This window comes from Qipengyuania sp. GPGPB31 (assembly GCF_038396345.1).
Lineage (GTDB): Bacteria > Pseudomonadota > Alphaproteobacteria > Sphingomonadales > Sphingomonadaceae > Qipengyuania > Qipengyuania citrea.
In genome coordinates, this window is record NZ_CP149572.1 from 987,794 (window position 1) to 1,004,123 (window position 16,330).

A 16,330-nucleotide genomic window follows, 5' to 3' on the forward strand; every position below is an offset into this window, starting at 1 on the left:
TTTGCGGGCGCCTCCCGGCTAGCCGATGAAATCGGGGTTGATCACCAGCTGGCTCGCGTCCCAGCGCGGCACTGCCTGCGCGGTCAGCGGCGCCATGAACTTTTTGCCGTCGGTTTTCTCGATCTCGACGATATCGGTCGCGCCGAAATTCTCCACTGCGCAGACGCGGCCCACCGCTTCGCCCGTATCGGTGACGACGGCCAGATCGAGCAGGTCGGAGAAATAGAATTCCCCCTCGTCCAGCGCCGGCAGGTTCTCGCGCGAAACCGCAAGTGCGGTACCGCGCAGCTGTTCGGCTGCGGTCCGGTCGGCCACCTCGGCGAACCGCGCGATCGCGCCGCCCTTGTTATCGCTGCGGAGTTTGGTGAGGGTCAGCGAACCCCCGTTGAAACTCTTGTGTGGCTTGAGCGCTTCATAGCCCTCGCCGAGCAGCTTCAGGCGGACTTCGCCCGTCACGCCATGCGCACCGGTGACGGCAGCGAGCGTGACGGGCTTGTCCGACATGGGCGTGCTTACTCGCCCTTGTCTTCGGTAGCTTCTTCAGCTGCGGCTTCCTCGGCGGGAGCGTCTTCGGCAGCTGCTTCTTCGGCCGGAGCATTGGCTTCTTCCGCGGCAGCCTTGGCGGCTTCCTCGGCTTCAGCCTGCTTCGCGGCCTTTTCCTCGGCGCGTTCCTTGGCGGCTTCGCCCGGCTCGGCCTTCTTCGGGTTGTTGCGCGGGCTGCGCTCGAGGATGCCGGCGGCATCGAGGAAGCGGTGGACGCGGTCGCTCGGCTTGGCGCCGACGCTCAGCCAGTGGCGGGCGCGGTCTTCGTTGAGCTTGACGCGCTCGCCCGAATCCTTGGGCAGCATCGGGTTGTAGGTGCCGATCTGCTCGAGATACTTGCCGTCGCGTGCAGCACGCGAATCGGCAACCACGATGCGGTAGTAGGGGCGCTTCTTCGCACCACCACGCGAAAGACGGATTGCAACTGCCATTTGATATTACCTTTCGAATGTAAACGTCTGAAATCTATTTCTTGTTGAGCAAGTCCTGCAGGTCGGGCGGGAGCGTGGAAGGATCCACCCCCGGCCCCTTGCCGCCGCCCATTCCGGGCATCCCGCCGCCCGGACCGCCAAGACCCGGCATGGCGGCACCCATGCCCCCCTTGCCGAACAAAGCGCCGAGGCCCTTGAGCCCGCCCATCTTCTTGATCTGCTTCATGGCGCGCGACATCTCCTGGTGCATCTTCAGCACCTTGTTGACGTCCTGCACCTGCGTGCCCGACCCCGCTGCCACGCGCTTCTTGCGCTTGGCGTTGAGCAGCGCGGGGTTCTTGCGCTCCTTGGCGGTCATCGACCCGATGATCGCATCCATGTGCAGCAGCACCCGATCGTCCATGTTCGACGCGGCCATCGCCGCCTTGGCCTTCTTCATGCCCGGCAGCATCCCCGCGAGCATGCCCAGCCCGCCCATGTTCTGCATCTGCTTCAACTGCATGCGCAGGTCTTCGAGGTCGAACTGGCCCTTGGCCATCTTCTTGGCGAGCGCTTCCGCCTCGTCCTGCTGGATGCCCTGCGCGGCCTTTTCGACCAGGCTGACGACATCGCCCATTCCGAGGATGCGGCCCGCCACGCGCTTGGGGTCGAACGCCTCGATCGCGTCGAGCTTTTCGCCGGTCCCTGCAAACTTGATCGGCTTGCCGGTGACATAGCGCATCGACAACGCCGCACCGCCGCGCGCATCGCCATCCATGCGGGTCAGCACCACGCCGGTCAGCGGCACTTCGCCGGTGAAGCTCTGCGCGACATTGACCGCGTCCTGGCCGGTCAGGCTGTCGACCACCAGCAGCACTTCGGTCGGCGTCGAGACGCCGGCGATGGCCTTCATCTCGGCCATCAGCGCTTCATCGACATGCAGGCGGCCTGCCGTATCGAGCAGCAGCACGTCGGCGGCCTGCAGCTTGGCGCTGTCCATCGCCCGGCGGGCGATATCGACCGGCTGCTGGCCCTCGATGATCGGCAGCGTGGCGACATCGACCTGTTCGCCGAGCACCTTGAGCTGTTCCTGCGCCGCCGGACGGTTGACGTCGAGCGACGCCATCATCGCCTTCTTTCCGTGCTTTTCCTTGAGCAGCTTGCCCAGCTTGGCAGTCGTGGTCGTCTTGCCCGAACCCTGCAGGCCGACCATCATGATCACCACCGGCGGCTTGGCCGCGAAATTGAGTTCGCGGTCGGCGGGATCGGCATCCCCGCCACCGCCGAGCATCGCCACCAGCTCGTCATCGACGATCTTGACGACCTGCTGGCCCGGCGTGACCGAGCGCAGCACGTCCTGGCCGACCGATTTCTCGGTCACCGCATCGATAAAGCGGCGCACCACGGGCAGCGCGACATCGGCTTCGAGCAGCGCCACGCGAATCTCGCGCATGGCTTCGCGCACGTCGCTTTCGGACAGCGCGCCGCGCCCCTTCAGGCGGTCGAAGACGTTACCGAGGCGATCGGACAGATTGTCGAACATGCCTGCTTACTCCTTCCGAACCGCGGGCGGCCCGAATAGACGCGAAAAACGCCGGCGAACGAAAACTCGTTGGCCAGCGTGGGGAATTCCCCGGTGAAACCCAGAACTGTCTGCCCGGGTGTGGTGGAAGCAAGCCGCAACCGTCGTCGCGGCCTGCTACCAACATATCCGGCCCGCAATGGGGAAAATGGTGGAGCCTAGCGGGATCGAACCGCTGACCTCTACAATGCCATTGTAGCGCTCTCCCAGCTGAGCTAAGGCCCCGAGCCATTTTTCATGGCGCCCCCTGGGAGGTGCGCCAGCCTTGCGGAGGCAGCCCTTTATGGGGCCGCCCCGCGCAACGCAAGAGAAAAAATCAGCTTTCGTCGACGTTGTCGTCGTCGCCCTTGGACTTGGTTTCGACGCCGAGGTCGTCGTCGCCGCCGAGGTCGACTTCATTGTCGGGAGAATCGCTGTCCTCGTCGATATCGATGTCGAGATCGTCATCGTCGTCGTCGCCGCCCAGATCGCTGTCCGCTTCGGCGTCCTTCTTCTTCTTGCTTTCTTCCTCGGCAAGGATCGGCTGCTTCGACTTGAGCACGGGTTCGGGCGACCATTCCTCACCGCATTCGATGCAGGTGACGGGTTCGTCCTTGTTCAGATCGTAGAAGCGGGTGCCGCAGTTCGGGCACGTCCGCTTGGTGCCCCATTCCGGTTTGACCATGTGTAATCCTTGAGTGTGCCGCCCCAGCCGTTACGCCCGGGGCCGTGAATTCGTAATCGTATTGATGGGAACCTGCCATGCAGGAATCAACAGCGCGCGCGCCTTGCCAGAACGCATTGCCACTGTCAAAGCGCGGCGTTCCGCCACCAGCGTCATACGGGACAATCGCTTGACCGCCCATACCTTCTTTCCTTCCGGCCCGCTGACCGGGCGCATCCGCGTCCCCGGCGACAAGTCGATCAGCCACCGCGCGCTCATGTTCGGGGCGCTGGCCGTGGGCCGCAGCCGCATTTCGGGCCTGCTCGAGGGCGAAGACGTGCTGGCCACTGCGGCCGCGCTGCGCGCGATGGGCGCGCGGATCGATCGCGACGGGTCCGACTGGGTGGTCGACGGGGTCGGCGTCGGCGGGCTGCTGCAGCCCGGCGAGGCGCTCGACATGGGCAATTCGGGCACCTCGACGCGGCTGCTGATGGGGCTCATCGCCAGCCATGGCATCACCGCCGCCTTTACCGGCGATGCCAGCCTGTCGAAGCGCCCGATGGGCCGGGTGATCGATCCGCTGTCGCAGATGGGGGCCAGCTTCACCCCCTCCCCCGGCGGCACCTTGCCGCTGATGATGGAAGGCCTCCAGCCCGCCGTACCGATCGAATACCGCCTCCCGGTCGCCAGCGCGCAGGTCAAGAGCGCGGTGCTGCTGGCGGGCCTCAACACGCCCGGCATCACCAGTGTGATCGAACCGGTCGCCACACGCGACCATACCGAACGTATGCTGCGCGGCTTCGGTGCCGAACTGAGCGTGGAAGAGGATGATGGCGCGCGGATCATCCGCATCCACGGCCCCGCCGATTTGCACCCCTGCGATATCGAAGTGCCGGGCGATCCATCATCGGCGGCGTTCTTTGCCGTCGCCGCCAGCATCGTGCCCGGCAGCGACCTGATGATCGAGAACGTCGGCCTCAATCCCACGCGCGATGGCATCTTCCGCGTGCTGCGGCAGATGGGCGCGGATATCGCATTCATCGACGAGCGCGAGGTCGGCGGCGAGCCGGTAGCCGATCTGCGTGTACGCCACGCCGTCCTCGAAGGGATTGCAGTCGACCCGGCGATCGCCCCCAGCATGATCGACGAATTCCCCGTGCTGTTCGTGGCCGCAGCGCTGGCGCGCGGCACCACCATCACCCGCGGATTGGAGGAATTGCGCGTCAAGGAAAGCGACCGCCTCTCCGCCATGGCGGCCGCGCTGCGCTTGGCCGGGGCAAAGGTCGAGGAAAGCGACGACGGGCTGACCATAACGGGCACCGGCGGCACGCCGCTGCCCGGCGGCGGTCCGGTTACCACGCATCTCGACCACCGCATCGCGATGAGCATGGCGGTCGCAGGGCTCGCCAGCGGCGACGGCGTCGCCATCGACAGCGCCGAACCGATCGCCACCAGCTTCCCCAATTTCATCGATCTGATCGCGCAGGCCGCGGCATGACCGGGCTCGACTGGGCCAGCTGGGTTGGTTTCGTCGGCACCGCCTGCATTATCGGCGCCTATGGCTATCTGACCATCAAGGATGCGCCCAACCCGTTCGTTCTGCATGGCTCCAATCTCATGGGGGCAGCGCTGCTTACCGTCTCGCTGCTGGTGCATACCAATTGGCCGAGCCTCGTGCTCGAGGGATTCTGGGCCGCCATCGCGATCTTCGGCATCGCCAAGGCCGTGCGGGGCACGCGCAAGACACAGGAACGCGAAGCATGATCATTGCCGTAGACGGACCGACTGCCAGCGGGAAAGGCACGATTGCCAAGGCCCTGGCGGCTCATTTCGGCCTGCCCCATCTCGATACCGGGCTGCTCTATCGCGCGGTCGGCCGGCAGGTCTTCCTCGATGGCGGCGACCCGGACGACGCCGGCGATGCGCTCGCCGCCACCGCCTTTCCCGATACCTTGCTCGGCGATCCCGCATTGCGCGATGAGCAGACCGGCGGATTGGCAAGCCGCGTGTCGGTTCACCCGGCGGTGCGGCAGGCGCTGTTCGACCGCCAGCGCAGCTTCGCCACGCGCGACACCGGCGCCGTGCTCGACGGGCGCGACATCGGCACGGTGATCGCGCCCGAGGCGCAGGCCAAGCTGTTCGTCACCGCCAGCGTCGAGGCGCGCGCGCAGCGCCGCTTCCTCGAAATGCGCGAACGCGGCGCGGGCGTGAACCTGCTCGAGATCCAGGACGACCTGCGGCGCCGCGACGAACGCGACCGCAACCGCGCCGTCGCGCCGCTGGTACCGGCCCCCGATGCCATGGTGATCGACACCAGCAACCTCGACAAGGACGAGGCCGTCGCCGCGGCGATCGAGGCAGTCGAGCAGGCCATCGGCTGAGCGGTCCCGGGAAGCGGCGCGCGGGGCGCTTTCCTACATGGCCCGGGCCGGCGCATGGTGCCAGCGATGCCCCTCCCCTTGCTATCGACCCTGCGGAATCCCGCCGTTTGCACGAAGCGGAGCGCCAGCACCGGTTTTTGCTCCGGACCGTGTAACATGCGGTCCATGTCTATCGGCAGCGGCCCGCAATTCGCTTGCTTTTCGCGCCCGTTTCGCCTAGGCGCGCGCCCGTTCTCTCAATCCCCGATTGAAAGGACTTCCGCGGCGGCATCCGGCCTCGCGGGAGACAGCGGCCCTCTTGCCCCGTTGGCCTGCGCAATCGTGCGCAGAGACGGGTAAAGACCCCGGTAAAACCGGTGGCCGGTAGCAAACGTAAGTTAGGACTACTCACACATGGCAACTTCAGCCAATCCCACCCGCGACGATTTCGCGGCCATGCTCGACGAGCAGCTCGGTGGCGCCGATGACGGCGGCTTCGAGGGTCGCGTCGTCAAGGGCACCGTCACTGCCATCGAAAACGGCATGGCGCACATCGATGTCGGCCTCAAAAGCGAAGGCCGCGTCGATCTCAAGGAATTCCAGCGCTCCGAAACCGAAACCGCGCCCGGCGTCGGCGATGAAGTCGAAGTCTATGTCGACCGCGTCGAAAACGCCGAAGGCGAAGCGATGCTCAGCCGCGACCGCGCCCGCCGCGAAGCCGCCTGGGACAAGCTCGAAAACGAATTCGGCGAAGGCAAGCGCGTCGAAGGCCGCATCTTCGGCCGCGTCAAGGGCGGCTTCACCGTCGACCTCGACGGTGCCGTGGCCTTCCTGCCCGGCAGCCAGGTCGACATCCGCCCCGTGCGCGACGTCACCCCGCTGATGGACATGGCCCAGCCCTTCCAGATCCTCAAGATGGACCGCCGCCGCGGCAACATCGTCGTGTCGCGCCGCGCCGTGCTTGAAGAAACCCGCGCCGAACAGCGCAGCGAACTGATCGACAAGCTGGCCGAAGGCCAGGTGATCGACGGCGTGGTCAAGAACATCACCGATTACGGCGCCTTCGTCGACCTCGGCGGTATCGACGGCCTGCTGCACGTCACCGACATGAGCTACAAGCGGGTCAACCACCCCAGCGAAATGATCGAAATCGGCGCCACGGTGACCGTCCAGATCATCCGCATCAACGAAGAAACCCAGCGCATCAGCCTCGGCATGAAGCAGCTGGAAAGCGATCCGTGGGATGGCGTTGCCGCGAAGTACCCGGTCGGCATGAAGATGACCGGTACCGTGACCAACATCACCGAATACGGCGCCTTCGTCGAAATCGAACCGGGCATCGAAGGCCTGGTCCACGTTTCGGAAATGAGCTGGACCAAGAAGAACGTCCACCCGGGCAAGATCGTCTCGACCTCGCAGGAAGTCGAAGTCATGGTCCTCGAAGTCGACAGCGAGAAGCGCCGCATCAGCCTCGGCCTCAAGCAGGCCCAGCGCAATCCGTGGGAAGAATTCGCGGACAAGCACCCGGTCGGCTCGAAGGTCGAAGGCGAAGTCAAGAACGCCACCGAATTCGGTCTGTTCATCGGTCTCGACGGCGACGTCGACGGCATGGTCCACATGTCGGACATCGCTTGGGGCATCTCGGGTGAAGACGCCCTGGCACTGCACCGCAAGGGCGAGCAGGTCGAAGCCGTCGTCCTCGATGTCGACACCGACAAGGAGCGCATCAGCCTCGGCATGAAGCAGCTCGAAAAGGGTGCACCGACCGAAGCCGGTGCCGCCGGTTCGGTCCGCAAGGGCGAAACCGTCACCGTCTCGATCCTCGAGGTACGCGATGGCGGCCTCGAAGTGCAGGTTGGCGAAGACGGCGCGACCGGCTTCATCAAGCGCAGCGATCTCGGCCGCGACCGCGACGAGCAGCGCCCCGAGCGCTTCCAGGTCGGCAGCAAGGTCGACGCGATGGTCACCGGCTTCGATCGTTCGAAGAAGCCCAACTTCTCGATCAAGGCGCGTCAGATCGCCGAAGAGAAGGAAGCGGTCCAGCAGTTCGGTTCGTCCGACTCGGGTGCCTCGCTCGGCGACATCCTCGGCGAAGCGCTGAAGAAGAAGGAAGACTGACGGTAACAGGTTGGCGCCCGCGCAGCGGGCGCCTGCCGCACCGGCATCCCGGACCTGATCCAGGATCATGGGCGACAAGTCCCGCGGTGCCGTCAGCGATCCCGGTTTGCGCCGGGATGACGAACACAGGAAGGCCCGCTTGCGAGATCCGCAAGCGGGCCTTTCCTATACGGGGGAACCCGCCTAGGTTCCCCGTCATGCTCGAAGTTCACCAATTCCCGTGCCTGTCCGACAATTACGGTTTCCTGCTGCATGACCCCGCCAGCGGCGAAACCGCGGCGATCGATACTCCCGACGGGGCGGAATACCTGAAACAGGCCGGCGCCAAGGGCTGGCAGATCACGCAGATCTGGAACACGCACTGGCATCCCGACCATGCGGGCGGCAATGCGGCGATCGTGGATGCGACCGGAGCCACCGTCATCGCCCCGCAGGAAGTCGACAAACTCAGCCGGATCGACCGCGTGGTCGGCAATGGCGACAGCGTGATGCTGGGCGACTGGCAGGCACGCGTGATCGATGTCTCGGGCCACACCAACGGCCATATCGCCTATCACATCGCCGAAGCTGACATGGCTTTCGTCGGCGACAGCGTCTTCGCACTCGGCTGCGGCCGCATGTTCGAAGGCGAAGCCGAGCAGTTCTGGAACAGCCTCGACCGGATCCGCCAGTTGCCCGCCGACACGCTGCTCTATTGCGCGCATGAATATACGCAGGCGAATGCCAAGTTCGCCCTGCATGCCGATCCGGACAATGCCGAACTGGCGCTCTATGCCGCGCGCATCGACGAACAACGCGCCAAGGGCGAACCCACCGTGCCGACCGTGCTGTCGCGCGAACTGGCCACCAACCCCTTCCTGCGGGCGGATGCGGACGCGTTGCGCGATCGCTGGGGCGGGACCATCCCGGCGGAGACCTTCGCCGCCCTGCGCGCCGCCAAGGACAGTTTCTGACCGCAATGAAAGCCGTCCTCGTCACCGCGCTTTCGCCCGACCTGTCGGGCGTCGAACTTGCCGAGGTGGAACGGCCCCGGGGCGAGGTCGTGGTGCGCATGCGCGCCGCCTCGCTCAACTATCCCGACCTGCTGATGACGCGCGGGGACTATCAGTTCAAACCCGAACCGCCCTTCATCGCGGGATTGGAAATGGCCGGCGAGGTCGTGGAAGCGGCGCCCGGCAGCGGCTTTGCCGTAGGCGACCGGGTGCGCGGAGGGGCCAAGACTGGCGCGTTCGCGGAATACGTCGCGCTCCCCGCGTCCGCGCTGCGCCATATGCCGGAAGGAATGGATTTCCCTGCTGCGGCGGCAATGGGCGCGGCCTATCACACTGCCTATGTCGCGCTGGTGGAAATCGGCGGCTTGCAGCCCGGGCAGACCGTGCTGGTGCATGGGGCAAGCGGGGGGTGGGTCTTGCCGCCTGCGACCTCGCGCGCGCGCTGGGCGGCAGGGTCATCGCGGCAACGCACCGCGAGGACAAGCTCGAAATGCTGCGCACAGTCGCCGGACCCGACGCTGCCATTCTCAACACCGGGCGGTTCCGCGAAGACATTGCCCGGCTGACCGATGGTCGGCTGTGCGATCTCGTTTTCGACCCGGTGGGCGGAGACGTTTTCGATGAAAGCACGCGCTGCGTGACCTTCGGCGGGAAGCTGCTGGTGATCGGCTTCGTCTCCGGGCGGATTCCCGAAATCGCGGTCAATATCCCGCTGATCAAGGGGTTCTCGGTAGTGGGCATCCGCGCCGGCGAATATGCGAGGCGGTTTCCCGAGCGCGGCGAGCATGTCGCCCGCGCGATCGACACGCTGGCAAGCGAGGGACGGATTGCGCCGCATGTCGACTGCACGCTGCCGCTAACCTCATGGCGCGAAGCCTTCGAACGGATGGACTGCGGCGACAGCGTCGGCAAGCTGGTCCTCGAACCGTAGCCTCCCGCTGGCACTGGCACCGCCCTTGGCTCCGGTGCCTCCTCCGAGACGCAGCACATACGAAAAGGGCGGCCCCGCAGGACCGCCCTCTCGAATGTCGGGCTGCCGCGAGCGGGATCAGATCCCGGCGATGACCTTGTCGGCCATCAGCCTGTCGGCTTCGGCATCGTGCTTGTCGGAAATCAGCGACCGGCTTGCCGCCGTCGCCACGCTGACCGCGCGGTTGCGCACGTCGGCCACTGCCTCGCGTTCGGCAGCGGCGATCTTGTCTTCCGCCATCCGCTTGCGGCGCTCGACCATGTCCTTGCTGTCGGCTTCGGCCTTCTCGAGGATCGCGTCGGCTTCATGACGGGCATTGGCCAGCATCGCTTCGGCGTCCTTTTCGGCCCCGGCGATCTTCTGCGCATATTCCTCGCGCAGCGTCTCGGCTTCGGCACGCAGCTGCTTGGCTTCTTCGAGCTGTTCCTTGATCGCAGCAATCTTGCCGTCGATCCCGCCGGCCAGCTTCTTGTGAACCTTGGCGCCGAAAAAGGCGAACAGGAGCAGGACCAGCATCGAGATCGAGACGATCTGGAAGGGCGCAAGCCCCCACAATTCGGGCTCGACGTGGACCGGTGCGCCGCCATTGCCATTCTCGACCAGGGTCTGGGCAGCTTCGGTGGCGAACACTTCGGGCGCTCCGGTTACGGGATTAGCCATGAGTTATCGCCTCCTTGACCGCCTTGGTGGCAACCGGCTTGGTCACCTTTACACCGGCCAGACGGCTGACGATGTCCTGAGCCGCTTCGGCAGCGACTGCCTCGACTTCGGTCAGCGCCGCCGTGCGTGCTTCGGCAATACGGTCTTCGGCTTCGGCCAGCTTCTTGTCGAGACGGGTCTGCGCCGCCTTGAGCTTCTTTTCGGACTTGGCGGCAGCCTCGTCCTTGGCCTTGGCCACGATCGCCTGCGCCGCGGCGCGGTTCTCGTTCTCGCGGACCCGCCAGGCCTCTTCCTGCTCGTCGGCTGCATCGCGGGCGGCCTTGGCCGCGCCGAGGTCGGCGGCGATCTGGCTGTCACGCTGGGCGACGGTTTCCATCACCTTCGGCACCATGCCGCGGCCGATGACGAAGAAAGTGATGCCGAAAAAGACCAGCAGCCAGAAGACCTGGCTGGACCATGTTTCGGCAAGCTGTGCGATCTGGGGCATGTCAGCTCTCGAAAGGCGGGTACGGTAAAATCACGGCACCGGCCGGACGCATATCCGGCCGGTGCAATATCGGTGGTCGTGCTTAGGCGACGAAGATCAGGATCATCGCGACGACGAACGCCAGCAGGCCGAGAAGTTCGGCAGCGGCGAAGCCGATGAACAGGCGGCCCTGCTGACCGTCGGCGGCGCCGGGGTTACGCAGTGCGCCTTCGAGATACTTGGCGAAGACATTGCCGACACCCAGCGAGGCGAGACCGGCACCAACAGCGGCGAGACCGGCTCCGAGCAGCTTTGCAGCTTCAGCTTCCATTTCAAACTCCTTTGGAAAAACGCTAAATTAAAACGATTAGTGAAGGTTCTCGGCGTCGTTGATGTACAGCGACGTCAAAAGGGCGAAAACATAAGCCTGAATGCCGGCTACGAGCAGTTCGAGCGCGCAGATGCCGATCATCAGGATAAAGCTGGGCAAACCGACCATCAGGCCGAAGGTGGCGCCGGCATTGGTCCCGTCGATCACGAAGCTCGACAGCACTTCGAGCAGAACGTGCCCGGCCATCATGGCCACGAACAGACGCAGGCCAAGGCTGAACGGGCGCACCATGAAGGAGATGAACTCGATAGGTGCAAGAATGGGGATCATCGGCAGCGGCGTGCCTTCGGGCACGAACAGCGAGAAGAAGTGCAACCCGTGCTTCCAGAAACCCACCAGCAGCACGATCGAGAAGCTGATGATCGCCAGCACGCCGGTGACGGTGAAGTGGCTGGTGAAAGTGAACGGGTGCAGGCCGAACACGCCCAGCGGCATCAGGCCGAGCAGGTTGGCGAAAAGGATGAACATGAACAGGCTGAAGACATAGGGCACATACTTGCGCCCTTCCTTGCCGATGTTCGCTTCGAGCATATCGTCGATGAACCCGGTGAAGGATTCGACGACCATCTGCCAGCGTCCGGGCACGAGTTCGCGCTTCATCCCGCCGAGCACGAAGAGGAACAGCACCACCGTGGTGATCAGCATCCACAGCGCGCTGTTGGTGAAGGCAATGTTGTAGCCTGCGATTTCCCAGCCGCCCGAACCGGCAAGCGGCTCGATCGTGAACTGGTACATCGGGTCGACTTTGGCCTGTTCGGCTGCCACGTCTCTTACGTCCCTAAATCCTGTAACGAACACCCCGTAACCCCCTCGGTTCGGGGATTATTCACCGGGGCGCCGGTTTGCCGCGCGGATAACGTTCCTGAAGGCCACCACTATTCCGAGGAACAGCCCGACCAACAGACCCCACGGGTTGGTATCGGTAAAGAAGCCGATGGCATAACCGATCACCGCACCGCCAAGGAGCCCGCCAAGAAGATCCGCCAGGACCCGGTTTCCGCTGCGATAATTCGCATCGGCACCCGAAGCCTGAGGACGGTTGCGTTCCTCTTCGCGCTGCTGCGCGGCTGCAAGCCGCGCCTCCAGCGCGTCGATCCGCGCATCCTCCTTAACAGGTTCCCGTGCGGGTTCGTCGTTGCTCATGCCTTGCTCCTTTAAGGGGGTTGCGCGGCACGGGCACGGACTTGCCCGCCGAGGGCGTCGCCCCCTTAGAAGGGGGGTGTTGGCGAGTCAACACGGACCGGCGCGTGCTGTGCATCCAAGGTCGGGAAAATCGAAACAGACCGGGCAGCATGGCCCGCCGGCGTTCACAAATCCGCCCAACCGGCGGTCGGGCCTAAGGGTCAGGGGCAGCGCGGGTCGCGCAGGGGAGCGGCCGAAGTGCGCGTCTGCCAGCTGCCGTCGGGCGCCTGGTATTTCTCGCCAACTGCGGTTGCGAGTATGGCCTGGCACCCGGCAGTCAGCGCATATTCCTCGATCGTGGCATTGGTTGCCTTGGCGCGTTCGGAATAGACCGCACGGCGCTTGATGTTGATGTCGTTGACGATGCGGCGCAGCGCCGGGGTCTCCGCCACGACGATGCCGAGATATCCGTCCATCCGCTCGCCCACCTGCCCGGTGGCACGCGCCGAGGCATAGGCGGGATCGCGCTGGGCGAATGCCGGGGACGCGATGCCGCCCAGCGCAGTCGCCAGGGCCGCCGCAGCGAGAACCGATTTCGTTAGCTTGTTCATAACCTCACCCATCAGAAGATATCCGCATTGTCTTCGATCGTATTGCCCGCGTCTTCGGCGAGGCGGTAGATCACTTCCTGGCGAATGTTGACGTTCAGCTCGATCACGATCGGCTCCTCGGGTGCATTGACGGTAATGCAACCACCGAGCGCGACTGTGGCGAGCATGGCGGCAGCCACCCTCCCGGTCAATTTGGGGTCGTTCATAGCCCTCACTCGCTTTCCTGCTCCTGAATGGGTTCTTCATCCGGCACGATGTCGTCCGGGTCGATATCGGGTTCGGCTTCCTCGCCGGTAATCGAGCGCCGCAGCAGGCGCGTGCCGTCGTCGGACAGCAGGCCCAGTTCGCGCGGGTCGCGCACCGATGCGGGATCGTAGAGCGACTTGAGGTTGGTCAGCAGCTGGTAGAACTGCGCCCGCACATTGATGCGGAACTGCAGGGGCAGTGCCGCCAGGCGCCGCGTGACGAAATTGGACCGGGCCGCGTCGCCCTGGCGCACGCCGTCGAAACGCACACGGGTCACGATTTCGCCCGTCAGGGGGCCTTCCATCACGATCCGCATCTGCGAATAATCGAGGCTTTTCAGGGCATCAAAGGCAAAATTGGCAATCGGTGAGAGGTCTTCATAGGTCAGGTCGCCGACATAGGAGACGGTGCCACCCGGGGGCCGCGAAATCAGCACGCCGGTGTCGATCCGCCCGTCGCCGCGTTCATCGAACACGATCGGAACCGTTCCGTCGAACAGCCCCGTTGCCGAGATGTTTTCGAGTTCCATCGCGGTCACGAAGGTGCCAGCTTCGAGCCCGACGATTTCGAAGATGTAGCGCCGCTCCTCGCTGATCCCCAGCGTCAGATCGACATCGCGGAGCAGCAATTCGCCGCCCATGAAGGGCCACGATCCGCCCGATACCGCCAGCACTTCGCCATTGCGCAACTCGAAGCCGACCTCGCCATCGAAGACTTCGATCCCCGGATTGACCGAGGCAACGCGGATCGTCTGGTCGGGTGCGGTCGTAAGGTTGAGCAGGTCGGTGAACTCGACCGTCCCCGCCGCGCCCTTCACCGGTCCGAACGCAGCCGCGAAATCGAGATCGTCGCTGGAGAAACGCCCGGTACTGGTCACAGTCCCGTTTGCGGCCCAGTCGATACGTCCGGCGCCCGTGACCACTCCCCGGGTATTGGCGATCACCCCCTTGGCCAGCTGCGATATCTGTTCGGGCTGCAAGTCTTCATCGAACCGGACACCGGGCACGTCGAGATCCGCCCAGCCCGCACCGGTTCCAAGATCATGGCGCAGATCGACCGCGGTCACCACGCGTTCGCTTGCCGGATTCCTCAGCAGCGCCTGCGCGTCGATGACATTCTCGGCCAGTGTCAGCGTGGCATTGCGCGCCATAAGCGGTTCGAACCGGGGCGATTCGTCGCGATCGACCAGCGTGAACGCGCCTTCCTCGATCGCCAGGCGCCCATCGGCGAAGCGCCACTGTCCGCTTGCCTGCATCAGATCGAGCGGGACGGCCGCAATCGCGATATCCGCATCGCTGAACGTTCCGGCGATGTCCTGCCCGATCCGCGCGTCCAAGTCGGAAATGCGGAACCGGCTGGCGGTCTCGACCGGGCCCAGCGATACATCGATTTCCCGCGCGGTCATTACGCCGGGATAGCCGAACCCGATCGGACCGGTGGCAATCCGTATCGGGGTTTCCCCCAGCGATCCTTCGAGATCGAGCCCGCTGGTGCCGGCGGCTATGCGCAGGCCGCCCGGCCCGCTGGAGAGAATGGGGCGTCCCCGTGCCGGGCACAGTGTGACCCCGCGCTTTTCGAATGTGAGGTCGGCGAGCTGAAGCCGGTCGAACGCAACGTCCATGCAGGAACGCCACAGCGCCAGTTGCCCGCCCGCGTAGCGGCCTTCGAGCGGCAGCAGGAGGTTCGTCGCCGAGCCGCCCGGCAGCGGTCCGCTTGCGAGCACCCGGCCAGAAAATCCGAGGGCGCCGCCCGGCCCCTGCGCAATGACGATCTGGGGGACGGCGAGAGCGCTGTCGCCCGCGGCATATCGCTCCATCGCCAGGCGGAATATCGATCCACCCGATTCGCTGCGTTCCATCCGACCGCTGATCCGCGGCATGTTCGCGCCGCCGGTTGCGATGTTCCCCGCAACGTAAGGGGCTTCGCCATCCGGCGCAGCAATCTCGACGCGTGAAAGCGATACGAGCTGCGCCCCGCTACCACCGCGCAATTCGGCGCGCGGCGCGAGCAGCGAGTAGCCCTGCGGATCGATCCGCAGGCGTATATCGGCATCGAGCGCGCTGCCACGGGCTTCGCGCTGAAGCGCTGCCGCCAGCTTGCCGGTCAGCGGCGCAACCAGCGTGCCCTCCCCGGTCTGCGCCAGCGACCGGATCGCTGCAATCGTGGAGCGGCCCAGCCTTAGCCCGTTGCCTTCCAGATTGCTGTCGAGCTGGACGTGGTCGAAGCCGTCGGTCGCCCGCATTTGCCCCTCGGCGGTGAGCACTGCGGCAAGCGCCTGCGGTGTATCGACCCCGCGCGCGGCGAGCGTGAACCTGGCGGTCGTCAGCCGGTCGCGGATCTGGGCGCGGACCGTGCCCAGCAAGGCTGCAGCGGACTGGTCGCCGAACCGGGTTTCTCCCCCTCGAGCCTTGCTTCGATCGCGGGATTGGCCAGCGCCGTATCGGCAACGACGCTCAGCTCCATCGCGTAGTCGTCGAGCGCAAGGCCGCTTTCCTCGCAGGTGAGCGCCGCAAAGCGGACGGGTCCTGCGAACTGCGGCTCACCCGATACCGAGGTGAGCTTGCCGAAGGCGGTGGCATTCTCGATACCGCAGCCCGCAGTCGCGAGCTCGGGGGCGCTCGCCGCGATAGATCCCTGCCAGCCATGGCTGAGAAGTCCGGAACCCGCCAGCTTGATGCCGACCGGCCCGTAGTCGGTCGCCAGCAGCGCACGGCCGTCGCGGACTTCGAAATTCAGATTGGGCAGGCTCGCCGGACTGTCGTCCCCGCCGAACACCAGCGGATCGAGCCGCCCGAGGCTCAGTTCGCCATCGCGGTAGCTGGCATAGAGGCGCGGCTTGACCAGCACCACGCCGCCGATTTCCGGAATGCCGAACCGGTGGCGCAGGGTGACCACCAGCCGCTCGGCGGTGAAGTCGGGATTGTCAGGATCTCCGAGCACGACGTCGGACAGTATCTGCGTGGTCCCGCCGATCCGCTCGATCGTGTAGCTGCCCGGGATATCATAGGCCTCGAGCTGGTCGCGAATGATGTCGTCGACGATCCGTTCGCGCGACAGCCATAGGCCGAGGCCAGCCAGTAGCAGCGCTCCCAGCACGACCAGCAGCGCCGCCCAGCGCTTGCGGCGCCAGCGGGATCGCCTGACGGAATCGTCGGCCGTCATGTCATTGTCGCTCGCGGCCCGCTCCATCGATCCCACACTTGCGCGATATGCCTG

Annotated in this window: 20 protein-coding genes and 1 tRNA gene; 7 read left to right on the forward strand and 14 right to left on the reverse strand. The window is 65.3% G+C overall.

What is annotated here, in order from left to right:
- Positions 1-18: 18 nt before the first annotated feature.
- From rimM to WKH79_RS05050, 5 genes are all read right to left on the reverse strand, one after another.
- Entirely contained in the window at positions 19-504 is a 486-nt protein-coding gene (gene rimM / locus WKH79_RS05030) for a ribosome maturation factor RimM (protein ID WP_063512134.1), read from the reverse strand.
- 8 nt (positions 505-512) lie between these two features.
- Entirely contained in the window at positions 513-974 is a 462-nt protein-coding gene (gene rpsP / locus WKH79_RS05035; protein WP_050601099.1) for a 30S ribosomal protein S16, read from the reverse strand.
- A gap of 34 nt (positions 975-1,008) precedes the next feature.
- A complete protein-coding gene (ffh, locus tag WKH79_RS05040; protein WP_160766675.1) occupies positions 1,009-2,496 on the reverse strand; it encodes a signal recognition particle protein in 1,488 nt (495 codons plus the stop codon).
- Positions 2,497-2,684: 188 nt separating this feature from the next.
- Positions 2,685-2,760, reverse strand: a tRNA-Ala gene (locus tag WKH79_RS05045).
- Positions 2,761-2,851: 91 nt separating this feature from the next.
- On the reverse strand, positions 2,852-3,199 hold the full coding sequence (locus tag WKH79_RS05050) for a TIGR02300 family protein (RefSeq protein WP_050601097.1): 348 nt from the start codon (positions 3,197-3,199) through the stop codon (positions 2,852-2,854).
- A gap of 169 nt (positions 3,200-3,368) precedes the next feature.
- On the opposite strand from WKH79_RS05050, the gene aroA reads away from it, so the two are divergent.
- From aroA to WKH79_RS05085, 7 genes are all read left to right on the forward strand, one after another.
- Positions 3,369-4,676, forward strand: a complete 1,308-nt coding sequence (gene aroA / locus WKH79_RS05055) for a 3-phosphoshikimate 1-carboxyvinyltransferase (RefSeq protein ID WP_341859802.1) — start codon at positions 3,369-3,371, stop codon at positions 4,674-4,676.
- Entirely contained in the window at positions 4,673-4,942 is a 270-nt protein-coding gene (locus tag WKH79_RS05060; RefSeq protein ID WP_341859803.1) for a permease, read from the forward strand. The genes aroA and WKH79_RS05060 overlap by 4 nt, the downstream gene beginning before the upstream one ends.
- Positions 4,939-5,559 (forward strand): (d)CMP kinase, encoded by a 621-nt coding sequence (locus WKH79_RS05065; RefSeq protein ID WP_341859804.1) that lies wholly within the window; start codon positions 4,939-4,941, stop codon positions 5,557-5,559. Before WKH79_RS05060 ends, WKH79_RS05065 begins: the two co-directional genes overlap by 4 nt.
- Before the next feature lie 393 nt (positions 5,560-5,952).
- Positions 5,953-7,656: a 30S ribosomal protein S1 gene (gene rpsA / locus WKH79_RS05070; protein WP_230833119.1), complete on the forward strand. Its 1,704-nt coding sequence runs from the start codon at positions 5,953-5,955 to the stop codon at positions 7,654-7,656.
- Between the two features lie 197 nt (positions 7,657-7,853).
- Positions 7,854-8,609: a hydroxyacylglutathione hydrolase gene (gene gloB / locus WKH79_RS05075; RefSeq protein WP_341859805.1), complete on the forward strand. Its 756-nt coding sequence runs from the start codon at positions 7,854-7,856 to the stop codon at positions 8,607-8,609.
- Positions 8,610-8,614: 5 nt separating this feature from the next.
- Entirely contained in the window at positions 8,615-9,214 is a 600-nt protein-coding gene (locus WKH79_RS05080) for an alcohol dehydrogenase catalytic domain-containing protein (RefSeq protein ID WP_341859806.1), read from the forward strand.
- On the forward strand, positions 9,106-9,579 hold the full coding sequence (locus WKH79_RS05085) for a zinc-binding dehydrogenase (protein WP_341860093.1): 474 nt from the start codon (positions 9,106-9,108) through the stop codon (positions 9,577-9,579). The genes WKH79_RS05080 and WKH79_RS05085 overlap by 109 nt, the downstream gene beginning before the upstream one ends.
- 117 nt (positions 9,580-9,696) lie before the next feature.
- Here WKH79_RS05085 and WKH79_RS05090 read toward each other — a convergent pair whose 3' ends face one another.
- From WKH79_RS05090 to WKH79_RS05130, 9 genes are all read right to left on the reverse strand, one after another.
- Positions 9,697-10,278, reverse strand: coding sequence for a hypothetical protein (locus tag WKH79_RS05090; protein ID WP_160766670.1), 582 nt, complete (start codon positions 10,276-10,278; stop codon positions 9,697-9,699).
- Entirely contained in the window at positions 10,271-10,765 is a 495-nt protein-coding gene (locus tag WKH79_RS05095) for an ATPase (protein WP_341859807.1), read from the reverse strand. Before WKH79_RS05095 ends, WKH79_RS05090 begins: the two co-directional genes overlap by 8 nt.
- A gap of 82 nt (positions 10,766-10,847) precedes the next feature.
- The gene (locus tag WKH79_RS05100; RefSeq protein ID WP_050601089.1) at positions 10,848-11,075 is read right to left on the reverse strand and encodes a F0F1 ATP synthase subunit C; all 228 of its coding nucleotides are present in this window, start codon (positions 11,073-11,075) and stop codon (positions 10,848-10,850) included.
- Between the two features lie 36 nt (positions 11,076-11,111).
- Positions 11,112-11,900, reverse strand: coding sequence for a F0F1 ATP synthase subunit A (locus WKH79_RS05105; protein WP_255357767.1), 789 nt, complete (start codon positions 11,898-11,900; stop codon positions 11,112-11,114).
- A gap of 57 nt (positions 11,901-11,957) precedes the next feature.
- Positions 11,958-12,278, reverse strand: coding sequence for an AtpZ/AtpI family protein (locus WKH79_RS05110; RefSeq protein ID WP_063505957.1), 321 nt, complete (start codon positions 12,276-12,278; stop codon positions 11,958-11,960).
- A 200-nt stretch (positions 12,279-12,478) separates the two neighbouring features.
- Positions 12,479-12,868 carry a YdbL family protein gene (locus tag WKH79_RS05115; protein WP_341859808.1) on the reverse strand — a complete coding sequence of 130 codons (390 nt, stop codon included), beginning with the start codon at positions 12,866-12,868 and terminating at the stop codon, positions 12,479-12,481.
- An 11-nt stretch (positions 12,869-12,879) separates the two neighbouring features.
- Positions 12,880-13,074: a YnbE family lipoprotein gene (locus WKH79_RS05120; RefSeq protein WP_050601086.1), complete on the reverse strand. Its 195-nt coding sequence runs from the start codon at positions 13,072-13,074 to the stop codon at positions 12,880-12,882.
- A 5-nt stretch (positions 13,075-13,079) separates the two neighbouring features.
- Positions 13,080-15,476: a YdbH domain-containing protein gene (locus WKH79_RS05125; protein ID WP_341859809.1), complete on the reverse strand. Its 2,397-nt coding sequence runs from the start codon at positions 15,474-15,476 to the stop codon at positions 13,080-13,082.
- Positions 15,437-16,303 carry a hypothetical protein gene (locus tag WKH79_RS05130; RefSeq protein ID WP_341859810.1) on the reverse strand — a complete coding sequence of 289 codons (867 nt, stop codon included), beginning with the start codon at positions 16,301-16,303 and terminating at the stop codon, positions 15,437-15,439. Before WKH79_RS05130 ends, WKH79_RS05125 begins: the two co-directional genes overlap by 40 nt.
- Positions 16,304-16,330 lie beyond the last annotated feature (27 nt).

Bases quoted from the DNA above. Each gene is read 5' to 3' on its own strand.
- WKH79_RS05110 (WP_063505957.1), bottom strand. From the start codon at position 12,278: ATGAGCAACGACGAACCCGCACGGGAACCTGTTAAGGAGGATGCGCGG.
- WKH79_RS05080 (WP_341859806.1), top strand. From the start codon at position 8,615: ATGAAAGCCGTCCTCGTCACCGCGCTTTCGCCCGACCTGTCGGGCGTC.
- rpsA (WP_230833119.1), top strand. From the start codon at position 5,953: ATGGCAACTTCAGCCAATCCCACCCGCGACGATTTCGCGGCCATGCTC.
- WKH79_RS05060 (WP_341859803.1), top strand. From the start codon at position 4,673: ATGACCGGGCTCGACTGGGCCAGCTGGGTTGGTTTCGTCGGCACCGCC.
- rimM (WP_063512134.1), bottom strand. From the start codon at position 504: ATGTCGGACAAGCCCGTCACGCTCGCTGCCGTCACCGGTGCGCATGGC.
- ffh (WP_160766675.1), bottom strand. From the start codon at position 2,496: ATGTTCGACAATCTGTCCGATCGCCTCGGTAACGTCTTCGACCGCCTG.
- WKH79_RS05120 (WP_050601086.1), bottom strand. From the start codon at position 13,074: ATGAACGACCCCAAATTGACCGGGAGGGTGGCTGCCGCCATGCTCGCC.
- WKH79_RS05065 (WP_341859804.1), top strand. From the start codon at position 4,939: ATGATCATTGCCGTAGACGGACCGACTGCCAGCGGGAAAGGCACGATT.
- WKH79_RS05050 (WP_050601097.1), bottom strand. From the start codon at position 3,199: ATGGTCAAACCGGAATGGGGCACCAAGCGGACGTGCCCGAACTGCGGC.
- gloB (WP_341859805.1), top strand. From the start codon at position 7,854: ATGCTCGAAGTTCACCAATTCCCGTGCCTGTCCGACAATTACGGTTTC.
- WKH79_RS05095 (WP_341859807.1), bottom strand. From the start codon at position 10,765: ATGCCCCAGATCGCACAGCTTGCCGAAACATGGTCCAGCCAGGTCTTC.
- WKH79_RS05130 (WP_341859810.1), bottom strand. From the start codon at position 16,303: ATGGAGCGGGCCGCGAGCGACAATGACATGACGGCCGACGATTCCGTC.
- WKH79_RS05115 (WP_341859808.1), bottom strand. From the start codon at position 12,868: ATGAACAAGCTAACGAAATCGGTTCTCGCTGCGGCGGCCCTGGCGACT.
- rpsP (WP_050601099.1), bottom strand. From the start codon at position 974: ATGGCAGTTGCAATCCGTCTTTCGCGTGGTGGTGCGAAGAAGCGCCCC.
- WKH79_RS05090 (WP_160766670.1), bottom strand. From the start codon at position 10,278: ATGGCTAATCCCGTAACCGGAGCGCCCGAAGTGTTCGCCACCGAAGCT.
- WKH79_RS05100 (WP_050601089.1), bottom strand. From the start codon at position 11,075: ATGGAAGCTGAAGCTGCAAAGCTGCTCGGAGCCGGTCTCGCCGCTGTT.